This is a genomic window from Lacticaseibacillus jixianensis (assembly GCF_003946485.1).
In the GTDB taxonomy this organism is placed as follows: domain Bacteria; phylum Bacillota; class Bacilli; order Lactobacillales; family Lactobacillaceae; genus Lacticaseibacillus; species Lacticaseibacillus jixianensis.
On record NZ_RHOJ01000030.1, the window covers coordinates 1 to 16,468 of the forward strand.

Here is a 16,468-nt window from a genome sequence, read left to right on the forward strand (position 1 = left end):
CCCCGGTTGAGTATCGGGAACAAGTCATCGTGGCTTAATTCAAATTCTAATTCGTCTAACTTTTCTATTGCACTTCAGTTTGATGAACGCCCTTTTGCTTGGCGAAACTGAATTAGAAGACCCGAACGCCGAATGACGGGGCAAAGTAACCCGAAATCGTGCTGATCTCCACGGTGCGGCCTGGCTGCGGTGCGTGGATGTAACGTCCGTTGCCAAGATAGAGCGCGACGTGATAAGGCGTGCCCCCATTCGCCCAGAAGATCAGGTCGCCGGCTTCCAGCTGGGAGACGGAAATGCGCGTCCCGTTGTACTGCTGGCTGCCAGTGTAACCGCCGAGCGTAATGCCCAGCCCGTTCTTGAAGGCGTAGTAGACCAGCCCGGAGCAATCAAAGCTTGCCGGACCTTTGGCACCCCACTGGTAAGGCTTGCCGATCTGCTGGCTGGCCACGCTGATGACGCGTTGGGCCTTTTGGGCGCGGCTCAAGGTCACCGGCTTGACTGCTGGCGCAGGCTTCGCGGCTGGGGCCGGAGTCGTCTTATTCGCGACTGGCTTGGCCGCCGGCGTGGTCTGCGCTGGCGCAGCAGGAGCGGTTTGGGCAGCGGCAGCGCCAGTCCCAACAACACTAGCCGGCACGTAGCCACCAGTGGTCAGGCGGTACCAGGTCTCACCGTCAGCGGACACCTTACCGTTTGCAACCACCTTTTGGCCGTTGCTGAGGTACTTGCCAGACGCGGTGGTGTAACTCGGTGCGTTCCAAACCGTCACGGCGCCAGAATAGTTGACGGTCAGATTAAAGCTACCCGCAGTGACTGCCGGAGTTGACGTTGCGGCTGGTTCAGCCTGAGCGACCGGTGCGGCCGGCTTAGCGGCAGGCGCTGGTTGCGCGGCCGGGGTGGCCTGAGCAGCCGGGGCGGCCGGCTTAGCGGCTGATGCCGCTGGCGCACTCGGGGCCGTCGGTGCTGCAGGCGTGCTGGCTGGCGTGGCTGGCTTAACTGCCGGAGCAGCAGCCGGGGTTTGCGCCGGCTGGGCAGCTGGCTTAGCAACCGGTGCGGCCGCCACTGCCCCGTTTTCAGAGGCAAAACGCGCCGGGACGTAGCCGCCACTGCTCAGGCGGTACCAGGTCTCACCATTGCTGGTGGTCTTGGCGACTGCCGAAACCGTCTGACCGGCCGTCAAATAGCGGCCCGTCGGGGTCTCGTAGTGAGTCGCCGCCCAAACCGTCGTCGCGCCGCCGGCGTAGGTCACAGTCAGCGTGTACTGGCCGGCCTGGCTATCGGTCGAAGCGTTCTTGCTGGTCGCCTGATCGGCTGCCGCATTGGCAGTCGCAGTCTGGCCATCTTCAGTCTGCAGGTAGATTGCAGGGATCCATTCGTTAGCGCCAATCTGATACCAGATTGCCCCGTTAACGACCTTGGAGCCCTGAATCGCGATACGCTGGTTGAACAGGACGTAACGCTTGACCTGGTTGAACGCCGGCGTCTTCCACACCGTCGTTGCGCCTTGCTGATAGGTCACCGTCCCGGTCGTTGCTGCACTGACCTGGTTCGGCGCTGTGATCAGTGCCGCCAGTCCTGCTGCTCCAGCCAGACCAGCAGTCAGTGCAATTGCCTTAGTTGATTTCCCCATACGTAAGTGCCTCCAATTTCGCCATCACATTACAGTCCATAGTCCTAAAGCCATTTTAAGATTTCTTAACGATTAGTTTTAGCTTAGCACCATACCCAAGCGTTTTCAGCGAATGAGCGTTCGATTTTGTCCAAATTCATCGACGCATCCCGCCTCGAGCCCGTCATTAAGCCAATCAGGCTGTCCAAAGGGGTTATTTTTCATTTATGTTACAAACTCGTCACTGTCCGTAAAGCGAGGCGAATCATGTCATCAAAGCTCGTCTGGCGTTCCTGCGCCGTTGTTTCCTCACCGGTGACCAAGTGATTGGACACCGTGAGAATGGCCAGCGCCCGGCGGTGAAACTTCGCCGCCAGCAGGTAAAGTGCCGGGGTCTCCATCTCCGTCGCCAAAACACCGTAATCGATCAATTTCTGGCGGTCCATCTCATCATTATAGAAGCGATCCTCACCGAGCACGTTGCCCACGTGGTAGCGCATGCCATCCGCCTGGGCTAGGCGCGCCGCAGTTTCCAGCAGGCCGAAGTCGGCCAGCGGGGCAAAGTACATGCCCGCCCCAAACGTGTTCAGGATGATCGAGGAATCAGTCGTCGCCCCTTGGGCCAGGATGACGTCGCGCACCTTGACCTGACTCGCCAGCCCGCCGGTGGTCCCGACCCGGATCAGCGTCTTGACCCCGTAATCCTGCATCAGCTCAGTGGCGTAGATCGAAATTGATGGAATGCCCATGCCCGTTGCCTGCACAGACAGTCGCCGCCCTTGGTAAGTGCCGGTATAGCCAAAAGCGTTACGCACCGTGTTATAAAGTGTGGGCGCCTCGAGGTAGGTATCGGCAATGTATTTCGCCCGCAGCGGATCGCCAGGCAAAAGGACCACGTCAGCAATGGCATCCTTTGGTGCGTCAATGTGTGTGCTCATTATTTCTCCTCCTTCGGCAAGCGGCCGCCAACCCCTAAGTGGGCCTTGGTGCCGCGCTGCTATTTCAAAGCGGCAAGAAACGAGTGGCCGACGCCGGCGTCTGGCACACCGAAGTTCTCGAGGATCGTGGCCCCCATGTCGGCAAACGGCGAGCGAATCCCCAGGCTGGCACCGCCAGGCAGCGACTTGCTGTAAACGACCAGCGGCACGTACTCGCGGGTGTGATCCGTGCCGCGGAAGGTCGGGTCGTTGCCGTGGTCGGAGGTGATCATGAGCAGGTCATCGGCTTGCATCGCCGCCATCATCTCACCCAGCTGGCGGTCAAAGGCCATCAGCGCGTCCCCGTCGCCTTGCGCGTTGCGGCGGTGTCCGTACATGGCGTCAAAGTCGACAAGGTTGGTGAAGATGAAGCCCTGCCGCGCGGACTTGACCTGCTTGATCGTCTGGTTCATGCCGTCCTCGTTGGAGACGGTGTGGACGCCATCGTCCAGGCCCTGCCCGGAGAAAATGTCGTTGATCTTACCGACGCCGTACGTCGGCACCCCGGCGGCCTGCAGCCGGTCAAGGTCGGTCGGCGCGTTTGGCATCAGCGCGTAATCGTGGCGGTCCGAGGTGCGGGTGAAATTAGCGGCGCTGTCCCCCACGTAAGGGCGCGCGATCACCCGCCCGATCTTATACGGCTGGTCGGTGGTGATGCTGCGGGCGTACTCACAGATCTTGTACAGCTCCGGCAGCGGAATGACGGCTTTGTTGGCCGCGATCTGGAGGACCGAATCGCCCGAGGTGTACACGATCAGGTCCCCGGTTTTCAGCTGCTGCTCACCGTACTTAGCGATGACTTCCGTGCCAGAATACGGCAGGTTGACGATCACCTTGCGGCCCGAGAAGTCCTCAATCTGCTTGATCAGGGCCTCAGGAAAGCCGTGCGGGAAAAAGCCCAGCGGTTCGGTGACCGGCAGGCCCATCATCTCCCAGTGGCCATCCATGCTGTCCTTGCCCGCCGAGATCTCATACATCTTGCCAAAGTAGCCGATTGGGTTAGCGATTGGGTCAACGCCTGGAATTGGCGCGTCTGCCCGAATGTTGCCCAGCCCCAGCTTCTGCCAGTTCGGCAGAGCCCAGTCGCCGTGGAAAAACGCGCCGATGTGGCCCAAGGTATCGGCGCCGTCGTCGTGGAACTTCGCCGCGTCTGGTGCCTCACCAATGCCGATCGAATCGGTCACAATGCCGATGACTCGCTTAAACTTAGCCATTAGTCGATCACCCCAGCTTCCTTCAAAATCGTGACCCCGGCACTGGCGCCCAGCCGATCCGCCCCGGCTTCAATCAAGGCCTTAGCCTCCGCGTAGGAATGGATCCCGCCGGCCGCCTTCACGCCCAGGCGGGTCCCAACGGTTTCGCGCATCAGGGCAACATCGTGGACGGTGGCCCCACCACTGGCAAACCCGGTCGAGGTCTTCACGAAATCAGCACCGGCGGCCTCGGCCGCCTCGCACGCACGCACCTTCTCATCGTCCGTCAATAGCACGGCCTCAATGATCACCTTCAGCACGCCCGCCTTCGCGTGAGCCGCGTCAGCAACCGCTTGGATGTCAGCCTTGACCTGATCATCGTGGCCCGCCTTAAGCTCGCCGATGTTCAAGACCATGTCGACTTCCTTGGCCCCCTCATCGATGGCCTGGTTAGCTTCGGCGACCTTCACGAACGTGGTGTTCGCCCCGAGGGGAAACCCAATCACCGTGCAGACGTTCACATCTGTCCCTTGCAGTGCGGCGGCCGCCCGGGCCACCCAGTAAGGATTGATGCAGACACTGGCAAAATCGTACTTCTTGGCCTGCGCCAGGACCGTGTCGATCTGATCCTGCGTGGCGTCTGGCTTCAGCAACGTGTGATCAATGTATTTCGCTAATGGCTTTTCCATGATGTGCTCCTTCTTGTCCTTTTGCTTCAAACTAGTTAAATAGTACCATAGAACCGCTTTCCAAAATTGCCAAGCCGGTGATTCCGCCCCATAATGAGAACACAGTTTGAGGAGGCGGCGTGGCCATGGCAAGGGACTTAAGAAATGAAGGGACGCGGGTGCTAGATAGTCTGCGCCAGGCGCTCGCCACGTTAAGGCCGATCCTGATCATCGCGGCTCTGACCCAAGCGGTCCATCTGAGCGTCATTGCGCCTGACGGCTTTTTTGCCCAGATCTATCACTTGCAGTGGCCGCGCTGGTCAGCCGCCTTGCTGGCCAACCTCACAACGGTCCTTTGGGGCAGCCTCGCCCTCATGATCGCCGGGCTGATGGTGACGACGCTTAGCCACCGCTACCACGCGCTGGGTGTGATCGCGGCGCTGGCCTTCATGGTCCTGCTCACCACTGATCCCACGCGCCCCCTGGAATGGCCGCACCTTGGCCCCAGTGCCCTCCTGCTGGCAGTCGGCCTTGCGCCGCTGCTCGCCTGGCTGTTTGACCAGGCCAAGGCCGAGGACCAGGCGGCGTGGTGCTTGACCGGCGTGATCCTCCTCGGCCTGGTCCTCGGCGCAAGCTGCCGCTGGGCGGGCAATCATGTGTCTTGGGCTTGGTTGACGCTGCCAACCCCGCTGCTCATCCCCATCAATCTCTTATTAGTCTGGCTGGGGCTGCCTCGCCTGCTGGCCCCGCTGACCGATTTTGCGATGAGTCCGGCGGCAGCGGCTAACTTGAACTTCGCGCTGCTCCACCCGCATGCGGCCACAGTACCCTACCAGTACACGGCCTACACCTTGTTTGAACCGTTTGGCAACATGGGCGGCAGCGGGACCCTGCTGGCGCTGGTCATTGCGCTGGCCCTGGTGAACCGCCGCCTCCCGCTGCCGGCGCTGCTCACCAGTGCGGTCAACTTGCCGCTGCTGACACTGCTCACAACGCCAGTGGTGCTCAACGTGCAGCTGCTCGCACCGTTCCTGCTGGCGCCGCTGGCCAGTTCAGGGCTGGCCGCCCTGGCCCTGTGGCTTCACCTGATGCCGCCCGTCGTGTACCCCGTGCCGCCGACCACGCCTGGCCCGCTGATCGCCTTTCTCGGCACAAATGGCAGCTGGGCCGCCTTGGCCATCAGCGCGCTTTGCCTTCTGGTCAGCGTCGCCATTTACTACCCGTTCGTGAACCGCCTGGCAAAAGGGGTGACCCCTCATGCGTAACGGGATGCTGACGTGCGCGATCGCGCTCGGCTTACTACTGGGCATCGGCTTTCCCGCCTACCAATGGATGCACACCAGCGTCAACCGGGCCCGGGTGGTGCACCGCTCGCCACTGCGGCCGATTTTTCTCGTGCCCGGCAGTTCGGCCAGCCAGAACCGGTTCAACGCGCTCGTCTTCGCCCTTAACCGGCAGACCACAGGTCATAGCTACGTCAAGCTCACGGTCGCGACTGACGGGACCGTCAAACAGTCCGGCCGCGTTGCCCCGCGTGATAATCAGCCTTACATCGTCGTGGCGTTTGCGAATAATCAAGACGGCTACCCGAACATCAAGCGCCAAGCGCGCTGGTTTGATCTGGCCTTCACTGCAATGGCCAAGAAGTATCACTTCGACCGCTTCTCTGCGATCGGCCACAGCAACGGTGGGTTGGTGCTGACCCTGTTTCTGGAGAAGTACATGAACCAAGCCGACTACTCCATGCAGCGCCTGATGACGCTCGGGACGCCGTACAACCTGGAGGAAAGCCAGCCGCAAAACCGCACCCAGATGCTGACCGACATGGTCCGCCTGCGCCAGAACCTGCCGCCTAACCTCACCGTATACTCAGTTGCCGGCTCGGAAAACTATACCTCAGATGGCATCGTCCCGTTGGCCTCCGTCGCCGCCGGCAAGTACGTGTTTCAAGACCAGGTGGCGCACTACACCATGATCACGCTGTCCGGCAGCAACGCGCAGCACAGCGACTTGCCGCAGAACCAGCAGACGCTTGACCTGATCAAGCATGACCTGCTGCTGCGCAATCAGCGGCCGCTGCGGCAGTGAGCGCAAAAAAAACGACCCCAGTGGTTCACTTCACGAGAAGTGAACCACTGGGGTCGTTTGCGCTGGCAACTACCCGCCTAAGTATGCGGCGCGGACGGCGGCGTTGGCCAGCAGGTCCTTACCGGTGCCGGTCATTTTAACACTCCCAGTCGCAAGGACGTAGCCGCGATCGGCGATCTGCAGCGCCTGGGCCGCATTCTGCTCGATCAGCAGTACGGTGACGCCTTGCGCGTGGATCCGCTTGATGATCTCAAAAATCTTGTTGATGTAGATCGGCGCCAGTCCCATGGACGGTTCGTCTAGCAGCAGGAGCTTGGGCTTGGCCATCATGGCCCGCCCCATCGCCAGCATCTGCTGCTCACCACCGGACAGGGTGGCCGCGTCTTGGCTGCGGCGCTCCTTTAAGACTGGAAACTGATCAAACACAGCGGCCAGCTGCTCAGCTTGCGTCTTGGGCGACAGGTACGCGCCCATGCGCAGGTTCTCCGCCACCGTCAGGCCCTCAAACACATGCCGGCCTTCCGGCACCTGCGCGATCCCGGCCGCCACGATTTTGGACGGGGAAAGTTTGGCAAGGTTTTTGCCATCGTAAGTGAGGCTGCCGGCGCTCGGCCGCAACAGGCCGCTGATGGTTTTCAAGACGGTGCTTTTGCCGGCCCCATTAGCCCCGATCAAGGTGACGATCTCGCCGTCGTTGACCGTGAAATCCACGCCCTGAACCGCTTGGATCGCGCCGTAATTGACCTTTAAGCCAGTGACTTCAAGCATGGACGCCACCTCCCAGGTACGCATCGATGACCGCCTGGTTCTGCTGGATCTGCGCCGGGGTCCCGTCGGCGATCAACTTGCCCTGGTTCAGCACGTAGATCCGCTCGGCGAGATTCATGACCAGCCCCATGTCGTGCTCGATCAAGACCACTGTCAGCTGAAAATCCGTCCGCAGCTTTTCGATCAGCTTCATCAAGGCCGCGGTTTCCTCGGGGTTCATCCCCGCCGCCGGCTCGTCCAGGAAGATGATCCGCGGCGCCGTGGCCGTCGCCCGCGCGATCTCCACGCGGCGCTGAGTCCCGTAAGGCAAATTACCGGCATCGTAGTCCGCCACGTCCACCAAGTCAAACTCGCGCAACAGCGCATTGGTCCATGCTAAGACCTTGGCCTCCTTGTGGTAGTATGCCGGCAGCCGGAGTACCTCCGCAAAGAAGTTTTCGGTGTACCGGTGGGTCATCGCTGCCAGGAGGTTATCGCGCACCGACAGGTTGGCAAACAGGCGAATGTTCTGGAACGTGCGCGCCAGGCCGAGTTTAGCGACCTGGTAAGGCTTGCGGCCGAGCAGTGAGATGGTCCCGGTGGCCGTGGTCAGGGTGATTTTGCCTGAAGTCGGCGGAATAACCCCGGTCAGCATGTTGAACAGCGTCGTCTTGCCGGCACCGTTGGGCCCGATCAGTGCGACCAGCTCACCGTCCTCGACGTGCATGTTTACGTCGGCCACGGCGGCCAGGCCGCCGAATTTCTTACTGAGGTTCGTGACTGTCAGCAGTGCCATGGCGCGCTCCTTTCTTCTCAAACAGTTGGCGAATAGACACCTCGTAGCGCCCGAGCAGGCCGCTCGGCTTGAAGACCATGATCAAGATCAAGGCCAGCGCGTAAATCACCATGCGCAGCGTGCCGAAGCTCTGCAGCGCCGTGTCCAACACACCGAGGACGATCGCGGCGACAAACGTGCCCGTGATCGAGCCGACCCCACCCAGCACCACAATGATGAGCAGCGAGATCGAATTCATGATGCCAAAATCACTCGGCGCGATGGTTTGGATGTAAACGGCGTGCAGCGAGCCCCCGATGGCCGCCGTGGCGGCGCCCATCACGAAGGCAGACAGCTTCCACTTAGTCGGATTGATCCCCACGGCTTCCGCGGCGATGTCATCTTCGCGGATCGCCTGGATCGCCCGCCCCGCCCGACTACGGGCAAAGTTAACGATCATCAGGGTCGTCAGGCAGACAAAGACATACACCGTCGGCCAACCGGCCAGGGCCGGAATATTGTACATGCCGGCCGCGCCATTAGTGATCTTGAGATTATTGAGCACGACGCGGATGATCTCCGCCGCCCCCATCGTCGCGATGGCCAGGTAATCCCCGCGGAGTCGCAGCGTCGGGATACCGATGATCACGGCAACGATCATGGCGATCACGACGCCCACTGCCATCGACAGGTAAAAGCCCAACGTGTTGCCCAGGTGCTCGGTGATGATCGCCGTCGCGTACGCGCCTAAGGCCATGAACCCCGCGTGACCGAGCGAGAACTGCCCAGAAAAGCCGATGATCAAATTCAACCCTGTGGCCAAAATAATGTTGATGCCGATCGTGACCAGCATGTTTTCAATGAAGCTGTTGATCACCCCGAGCAGGATCAGCTCGTTGATCAGGTAGAAGCCGGCAACGGCGATCACCAGCCAAATTAGCGCTGCTTTCCATCTTGCTGCCATGCTCACACCTTCTCCTTAATGTTCTTGCCAAAGAGGCCGGCCGGCAGAACCACCAGGATGACGATCAGGACAACGTAGACCGCCGCGTCCTTGTACGCGGACAGGCCGATCGCCTGCACGAACGTCTCCAGCATCCCGATGAGAAAGCCCCCGATCGCCGCGCCAGGGATCGACCCGATGCCCCCGACCACGGCGGCGACGAACGCTTTAATGCCGGGTACCATCCCCATTAACGGATCGATCGAGTTGTAGTAAAGGCCGATCAGAACGCCGGCCGCCCCGGCGAGGGCCGAGCCCAGACCGAAAGTGAACGAAATGACGTGGTTCGGGTTGATTCCCACCAGCTCAGCGGCCTCTTGATCGACGGCCACTGCACGCATCGCCGTGCCCATGCGCGTATGCTGAACGATCAGTTGCAGCGCCACCATCAGGAGCAGCGACACCGCCACAATCAGCAGCTGAATGTTGGTCACCGTCACCCCGAACACGGTGAAGCGGTGCGAGGCCACCACTTGAGGAAAATTACGGGTGTTGGCGCCGTACAGAAATGACATCCCGTTTTCAAGGAAGTACGAGACCCCGATGGCGGTGATCAGTGCCGTGATCCGCGGTGAGTTGCGCAACGGGCGGTACGCCAGGTACTCGATCAGCATGCCCAAGGCCGCGCAGATAACCATAGAAGACACCAAAGCCACGCCGAAATCGACGTGGTATTGGTTGATCACGTAGTAGCCCCAGAAGGCCCCAATCATATAAATATCCCCATGGGCGAAATTGATCAGTTTGATGATCCCGTAGACCATGGTGTAGCCAAGCGCCAGCAGTGCATAAATACTGCCGAGGCTTAACCCGTTGATCAGCTGTTGGAAAAAGGTTTGCACGAAACGGCCTCCCTAGGTGTGTGGTGATCGATGTGAAATGCGGACAATGGGCGTTGGCAGGGCTTATCTAGTTGCGCTCAGGCCGGTAACGCCCGAGCATCTAGCTACGCCCAAGCCCTCGCCGGCCAAAATCGCCGGCAATGCGCCGGGATATGCTCAGACCGTAGCCATTTTTGGCGTACGGTCTGACATGCGTAGCGGCTAGCTGTCGGGCTAAAACCACCGGCCTTCGCAGCCTGTAGTTGCGCTCCGCGCGGCAACGCCCGAGCGCTTAGCTACGCCCGACGCCTCGCCGCCTAAGACCAGCGGCAATGCGCCAGGCTAAGCTAAGCGTCGGGCTAAATGCGCCGCGCTCCGCAGCCTGTAGTTGCAGCCTTTACTTTTGTTCCACCGCCGAGACGACCTTGCCGTTGGTCATCTTTTCGATCATGATCGGCTTTTCCGGGTCGTGACTCTTGTTGACGGTCATTTCACCGGTAACCGCTGGCATGTTCTTGATCTTTGCCAGTGCCTTGGCGATCTTGACCGAGTTGGTCGAGTTTGCATCCTCGATCGCCTGCTTGACCATCAGGACAGAATCGTAAGCCAGCGCGGAGAACGTCGGCGCGTCCGTCTTGTATTCCTTCTTGAAATCAGCCATGAACGTCTTGGCCATACTGTTGGTCGAGCCCGACTTGGTGGAAAATGGTGTCGTGTAATAGATGTCAGACGCATTGCTGCTGCCGGCGATTTCGGCTAACTTTGGATCCGCCATCCCGTCGGAGCCGATGATCGGCACGGTGATGCCCATCGAGCGGGCCTGCTTGATGATCAGCCCCAGTTCGGAGTAGTAGCCCGGGGCGTAGATCGCGTCGATTTTTTTACCCTTGATGGCCGTCAGCAGGGCGTTGAAGTCCTTGTCGCCTTCGGAGAAGGACTGGGTCGAGACGACAGTCCCCTTGAAAGCGCCCTTAAAGGCTTTGGCCAGGCCGGTCCCGTAATCACTGGAGTTATCCTCCAGAACGGCCACGTTCTTTGCCTTCAGCGTGTTGTCGGCAAAGTGGGCGGCTGTCTCTCCTTGGAAGTTGTTCTCAAAGCAAGCCCGGAAGACGAAGGGCTGGACCTTCCCGTTCTTTTGCAGCGTGTAGTTCGGATCCGTCGCACTGGGCGATACGGAAGGCACCTGCGCCTTGGTGATGTTCGGGATCGCCGCGGTGCCATCGTTCGTAGTGGCAGGCCCGACGATCGCCGACACTTCGTCGGATCCGGCGAGCTGTGCCGCGACCGAGCTGGAGCCAGAGGTCGTCGACTTGTTGTCACGGATCACCGTCTTAATTTTGATCTTTTTGCCGTTGACTTTGATGCCGCCCTTGGCATTGATCTGCTTCACGGCCATCTCAAAGCCCTGCTTCATCTGGTTCCCGTAACCCGCCGCGGCCCCGGACAGTTCCATGTTCATGCCGATCTTCACGGTGCTGCCGGTGCTTGCGTTGCCCTTACTCCCGGCTGAGGCGGTCGCACAGCCGGCCATGGACATTGCGCTGACTGCCGTTACGACCCCAAGCATGATCTTTCTCACTGAAATCTTCATAAACTGATCCCCTTTATCCCCAAAATGTCAGATGCCTTCATAAAAAGTGGCCTCATCATGGATGAGGCCGCATCTGGCAGGCCCCATCATTACGCGAAGGAGGGCCTGATCACATCAGCTTGCGCTAACGGAACGGGTCCTACTCGAGCAACAACAAGGCCAAGCTGCAAGAAGAGTCAGCGGCACAAAACGATGGATTGATCTGCTTCATGAGCGCTCACCCTTCCTTAGATTAGTTAATGATTAGAATTTACACCAACTACTCATTCTGGTCAACAACTATTTGCCAGATTCATCAAAAAGCCCGTCTCAGCGGTGCCGAGACGGACTAAGCCATTATTCTCTGGTGCTGCCACGCTTGATCAGCTCCGGGGTCACCAGGACTTCACCCTGCTGCGCGCCGCTTTGCGCGAGTTTTTGCAGGAGCATCCGTGCTAGCAGCTCGCCCAACTGTTCGACCGGCTGCTTCACCGTGGTCAGCTGCGGATTAGCCACTTGGTCCAAGAAGACGCCATCGAAGCCGATCACCCCGAAGTCCTCTGGGATCCGGCCACCCTTTTGAATGATCCCGCGCTCTACCCCGAGCGCCAGGCGGTCCGAGGCGCAGATGAAGCAGGTATCAGGGGCAAACTTTTCCCAGCGATCACAGATGAACGCCTGCGAAACGCGAGAATGATTACTCAGGCGGTGGATCTGCGGGATCTTCTGGTGCTGCTGCAGCGTATTGATGTAGCCGGCCTCGCGCGAGTACTCAAATGACTCCTTGACGTCAATCCCCAAAAAGACGATCGACTGGTAGTTTTTGGCCAAGGCGTACTCGGTGGCAAGCGTGGTGCCCGCCTTATTGTCGCTGTCGACAAAGTCAAATCCGTAACGATTCTCGCCAAAAATCACGAACGGTTCATTCAGCATTTCCAGCAGCGGAATATCACTGGCCCGCTCACCGGTCACGATGAAGCCGTCAGCGCGGTTGCCGCCGTTCATGCGGTGACGATCAGTGACTAGCTGCAGCGCATAGCCGCGCTTATCCAGCCCCTTGGCGATCCCAAAGATCAGGCTCATGTAATACGGCTCGGTGGTGTCGATGTCTTCGAGGATCACCACCTTGATCACGTTAGTCCGGTTGTTGGCCAGCGCCTTGGCCGCAACGTTGGGATGATAATTCAGGGCCGCCATCGCCGCCTCCACCAGATCCCGCAGTTCCGGCGTGACTTGCTCCGGATGATTGATCACCCGCGAAACCGTCATTTTTGAAACGTTCGCCTGCTTTGCCACATCCGACAGTGTCACCATTAAAGAAATCCCCCTACTTTCTTTATTCGCTCCTTATTATCATACACCCCTCAGGCCGCGACACGTGTCGCCGCGGACCGGCCACCGGCAAAAGGGACCCCACCGTTAACGGTGGGGTCCCTTCCGGCTAGAGGCAGAACTGTGATTCAGAAGACCGGACCGCCAGTGCGCGGCTGAGAATTAACCCTTGTCCGCACCAGCGGTGATCCCGTTGACGTAGAACTTCTGCATGATGATGAACAAAATGGTGATCGGGATCGCGATCATGACACACCCAGCGATGAACTGCGTAAAGAAGGTCGTTGAGGTGCCCTTGGCGCTGTGCAGCATGTTGTACAGGCCGTAAGCGATCGTGTAGTTCTTGGGGTTGCCTGAAGAAGACAGGATGATCCCCGAAAAGATGAAGTCGACCCACGGCGCAATGAAGGTGGTCAGTGCAGTGTAAACGATCATCGGGCGCGACATTGGCAAGCCGATGTGCAAGAAGACTTGCCACTTGGTTGCCCCGTCGATTTCTGCCGCCTCGTCGATCGAGCGCGGGATCGTGTCGAAGAAGCCTTTGGCAATATAGAATGCCAGTCCGGCGCCACCGACGTAGACCATCGTTAGGCCGGCCAGGTTCAGCATGTTGAAGCTCTTCAGGATGTAGTACAGCGCGATCATCGACATGAAGCCTGGGAACATCCCCAAAATTAGCGCGATCTGCAGGAACTTTTTGCGAAAGGCAAACCGCAGGCGCGACAGCGTGTAAGCCACGGAAATCGTAATGAACGTGGACAGCACCATGGAGACGGTCGAAACCAGCAGCGTGTTGCGCATCCAGTCCATGAATGGATACTGATGGTTCATCAGCATGCCGGTGTAGTTGCTTAGCGTGAATTGCTCAGGCCAGATAGTCGAGACAAACCCAGTGTTGTTGTACGACAGGCTGGCAAGGATGATCCAAGCGATTGGGAAAAGCCACACGAGGACTAATAGGACCAGTAGAACATACCGGAGGATCAGCGAAACGTGCCGCTGTGCTTTATATGATGTCATATTTTAGCCCTCCTTGAATGCGTTCGTGCGCCGGTAGGCAAACAGTGAGAACGCCGCGCTGATGATGAAGATCAAGATCCCCAGGACCGCCGAAGCATTATACCGCTGCGTCTGACCAAACGTCAGGTTATATAGCCAGGTGACCAACAAGTCGGTATCCCCGGCCCCACTGTAATTGTTATTCATCGGGTAGCCGCCAGTTAACAGGTAAATGACGTTGAAGTTATTGATGTTCCCAATGAATTGCTGAATCAAAGACGGTGCCATGACGAAAAGGATCTGCGGGAAGGTGATGGAGTGGAACACTTGAAAGGCGTTTGCCCCATCCATCCGGGCGGCCTCGATCTGATCTTCCGGCAGGTTCTGAATGATCGCCGTAGAGACCAGCATCGACACTGGGATCCCGACCCACATGTTGACCACGATCACCGTGATCCGGGCCACCAGTGGATTGGCAGAGGCACCGATGAAGTTGATCGGCTTGGCGATCCAGTGCCAGGACAACAGCAAGTTGTTAAGCGGCCCTTGCAGGTCGAGAAACTGTGCCATCATCAGCAAGGATACGAACTGTGGTACCGCATAGACGATAATGAACATCGTCCGCCAAAAGGCTTTGTGCTTGATACCTTTAGACTCGATCAGCATCGCCAGCAGCACCCCGAAGAAGAAGGTCGTGGCGGTCGCACACACCGCCCACACCAGCGTCCACCCCAGAACTGGGAAGAACGTCCCGGCCAAATCGCCGGAAAGGACGTTCTGAAAGGCTTGAAAGCCTGTCCAGGAAAAACCGATGGAATGGTGGGAATTATAGTTCGTGAACGCCATCGAGATCATGTAGATTGTCGGCAGCACCGTGAACGCCATGATCCCCACGATTGGGACTGCCAGCAGGACGCCGTGCAGCCGCCGGTCAAGCAAGGAGGCGAGCTCCTCGTGATTGGATTCGATGTGCTCGTGATCACGGTTCAGGACGTACAAGGTGCGCGTGGCGCGCAAGTTGACGATGTATAGCCCGATCATGGCGACTAGCAGAAGAACGGCCAGCACCCCGAAAAGCAGGATCACGACCGAGTTATCTGGCAACTTGGTCAGATAGACCCCCTGCGACTCGCTGTAAACCACCTTTTTGGTTTTGATCGTTCCCAGGTTGCTCAGCATGCTGAGTGAGGAGATCCCGCCAAAGACCAACCAAACCAGAAATGCCACTTCAGCGATCAGAAACGCGGCGCCTTTGACCCATTGCCGGTTCTTGAACGCAGACGCGCCCATGACAAAGAACGAAAGCTTAGTGGCCCAGTCACCCTTACGCCAGACTTCACGATAGGTCGCTGCAGGTGGGAGCTTATTTTTTCGCTTGAACATTCTACCTTCTCCTTTACGTGCAAGATTGGGCAAGCTCAACCTTCAGAAACACTCGTGACTAGTTCTTCTTAGAAACCGCATTGTGGAACGCAGTCAGCTTGGTCATGTAGTCAGCAGGCTTGATCGAGCCGCTGTAGGCCCCATTGATCAGCGGTGCGGCTTGATCCCAGAGGGTGGCCATCTGAGGCATCTTCGGCATCAACGTGGAGTGGCTTGATTGCGCCATGGTCTTGACCGCAACCGCGACCGGATCCTTGGTGAACGTGTCACTGGCTTCGGCAGCCTTATCAACTGGGATCTGGCCTTGGTCCTTGTAGATCCGCAGTTGTGATTCCTTGTTGGTGATGAACTCGGCCAACGTCGCCGCTGCCTTTTGACTCTTAGTTGGCGTGTTGGAGTTGACCGCGAAGGTTTCGATCCCCAAGAAGGCCTGCATCTGCACTTTCTTACCACCGATCGTCACGGTTGGGTAAGGCGCAACGCCAAAGTTCTTGCCCAGCAGCTTCCTGATGTTCACCGCGTCCCAAGGGCCGTCAAGGATCGCACCGGCCTTACCGGACTTCAGCTGGTTGAGGACGTTCGAGGTCTGCATGACACCTTTGTTGTGCTTCTGCGCAGCGTACCAAGTCATGGCGTTGACCCCAGCTTGGGTGTTCACGTTCGTCCCCTTCAGATCTTCACCGCTCTTGCCGTACATTTCGGTGCCGGCAGACAGGAAGATTGGATAAACGTTGTATGGAACCGTGAAGTCCGTCGCAACGACACCCTTGCTTGTCATCGTATCCCAGTCCTTGACGTCCTCGTCGCTGAACTTAGCCTTGTTGTAGTACAGGGTCTGGGCCTGCATCGCGAACGGGAAGGCATACAGTTTGTTCTTCCAGGTGACCCCTTTAACGGCAGAGGCCACGTTGTTCTTCTTGACGGTCTTGGTCGCGTCAGGAGAAAGCGGGTTGATGTAGCCGGCAGACGCCATCTGGCCAAGCTGATCATTTGGCACTTCAAACACGTCAGCCGCCTTGGCGGGATCCTTGGCAACGTCAGTCTTCGCATTGGACGAACCATTTGGACTCTGGGTGACTTTGACCTTGACGTCTGGGTACTTCTTGTTAAAGTCCTTCACGATCGCCTTGTAGGAGCTGACCTGCGTGTTGTCGACCCACAGCTTAACGGAGCCTGAGACCCCGCCTTTGCTGGAAGTGCTGGATGAGTCTGAATTGGAACTCCCGCAGGCCGCCAGGACGGTTGCCGAAATCAGTGCGGTACTGCCTACAGCGAATTTCTGCCATAACTTCATGATATTTTTCCT

The 16,468-nt window shown here is 58.6% G+C and carries 15 protein-coding genes; 2 read left to right on the forward strand and 13 right to left on the reverse strand.

The window, feature by feature from the left end; genetic code table 11:
* Window positions 1–112: 112 nt before the first annotated feature.
* From EKM85_RS11665 to deoC, 4 genes are all read right to left on the reverse strand, one after another.
* Complete coding sequence (locus EKM85_RS11665) at window positions 113–1,627, reverse strand: C40 family peptidase (protein WP_164510746.1); 1,515 nt, start codon at window positions 1,625–1,627, stop codon at window positions 113–115.
* Window positions 1,628–1,836: 209 nt separating this feature from the next.
* The gene (deoD, locus tag EKM85_RS10080; protein WP_125586532.1) at window positions 1,837–2,544 is read right to left on the reverse strand and encodes a purine-nucleoside phosphorylase; all 708 of its coding nucleotides are present in this window, start codon (window positions 2,542–2,544) and stop codon (window positions 1,837–1,839) included.
* A 59-nt stretch (window positions 2,545–2,603) separates the two neighbouring features.
* Window positions 2,604–3,797: a phosphopentomutase gene (locus EKM85_RS10085; protein ID WP_125586534.1), complete on the reverse strand. Its 1,194-nt coding sequence runs from the start codon at window positions 3,795–3,797 to the stop codon at window positions 2,604–2,606.
* Window positions 3,797–4,465: a deoxyribose-phosphate aldolase gene (deoC, locus tag EKM85_RS10090; protein ID WP_125586536.1), complete on the reverse strand. Its 669-nt coding sequence runs from the start codon at window positions 4,463–4,465 to the stop codon at window positions 3,797–3,799. Before deoC ends, EKM85_RS10085 begins: the two co-directional genes overlap by 1 nt.
* A gap of 125 nt (window positions 4,466–4,590) precedes the next feature.
* Here deoC and EKM85_RS10095 point away from each other — a divergent pair, with 125 nt between their 5' ends.
* Both EKM85_RS10095 and EKM85_RS10100 read left to right on the forward strand, forming a co-directional pair.
* Window positions 4,591–5,709, forward strand: coding sequence for a hypothetical protein (locus EKM85_RS10095; protein ID WP_125586538.1), 1,119 nt, complete (start codon window positions 4,591–4,593; stop codon window positions 5,707–5,709).
* The gene (locus EKM85_RS10100; protein ID WP_125586540.1) at window positions 5,702–6,532 is read left to right on the forward strand and encodes an alpha/beta hydrolase; all 831 of its coding nucleotides are present in this window, start codon (window positions 5,702–5,704) and stop codon (window positions 6,530–6,532) included. The genes EKM85_RS10095 and EKM85_RS10100 overlap by 8 nt, the downstream gene beginning before the upstream one ends.
* Before the next feature lie 69 nt (window positions 6,533–6,601).
* On the opposite strand, the gene EKM85_RS10105 is transcribed toward EKM85_RS10100, so the two are convergent.
* From EKM85_RS10105 to EKM85_RS10145, 9 genes are all read right to left on the reverse strand, one after another.
* Window positions 6,602–7,300: an ABC transporter ATP-binding protein gene (locus tag EKM85_RS10105; protein WP_125586542.1), complete on the reverse strand. Its 699-nt coding sequence runs from the start codon at window positions 7,298–7,300 to the stop codon at window positions 6,602–6,604.
* Window positions 7,293–8,075: an ABC transporter ATP-binding protein gene (locus EKM85_RS10110; protein WP_125586544.1), complete on the reverse strand. Its 783-nt coding sequence runs from the start codon at window positions 8,073–8,075 to the stop codon at window positions 7,293–7,295. The genes EKM85_RS10105 and EKM85_RS10110 overlap by 8 nt, the downstream gene beginning before the upstream one ends.
* Entirely contained in the window at window positions 8,044–9,018 is a 975-nt protein-coding gene (locus EKM85_RS10115; protein ID WP_125586546.1) for a branched-chain amino acid ABC transporter permease, read from the reverse strand. The genes EKM85_RS10110 and EKM85_RS10115 overlap by 32 nt, the downstream gene beginning before the upstream one ends.
* Before the next feature lie 2 nt (window positions 9,019–9,020).
* Window positions 9,021–9,899 carry a branched-chain amino acid ABC transporter permease gene (locus EKM85_RS10120; protein ID WP_125586548.1) on the reverse strand — a complete coding sequence of 293 codons (879 nt, stop codon included), beginning with the start codon at window positions 9,897–9,899 and terminating at the stop codon, window positions 9,021–9,023.
* 376 nt (window positions 9,900–10,275) lie between these two features.
* Window positions 10,276–11,445 (reverse strand): ABC transporter substrate-binding protein, encoded by a 1,170-nt coding sequence (locus EKM85_RS10125; protein ID WP_379882199.1) that lies wholly within the window; start codon window positions 11,443–11,445, stop codon window positions 10,276–10,278.
* Window positions 11,446–11,805: 360 nt separating this feature from the next.
* A complete protein-coding gene (locus EKM85_RS10130) occupies window positions 11,806–12,762 on the reverse strand; it encodes a LacI family DNA-binding transcriptional regulator (RefSeq protein WP_125586552.1) in 957 nt (318 codons plus the stop codon).
* Window positions 12,763–12,942: 180 nt separating this feature from the next.
* Window positions 12,943–13,800 (reverse strand): sugar ABC transporter permease, encoded by an 858-nt coding sequence (locus tag EKM85_RS10135; RefSeq protein ID WP_125586554.1) that lies wholly within the window; start codon window positions 13,798–13,800, stop codon window positions 12,943–12,945.
* A gap of 3 nt (window positions 13,801–13,803) precedes the next feature.
* Window positions 13,804–15,162 (reverse strand): carbohydrate ABC transporter permease, encoded by a 1,359-nt coding sequence (locus EKM85_RS10140; RefSeq protein ID WP_125586556.1) that lies wholly within the window; start codon window positions 15,160–15,162, stop codon window positions 13,804–13,806.
* Window positions 15,163–15,220: 58 nt separating this feature from the next.
* Window positions 15,221–16,456: an extracellular solute-binding protein gene (locus EKM85_RS10145; protein ID WP_125586558.1), complete on the reverse strand. Its 1,236-nt coding sequence runs from the start codon at window positions 16,454–16,456 to the stop codon at window positions 15,221–15,223.
* Between the last annotated feature and the right edge of the window lie 12 nt (window positions 16,457–16,468).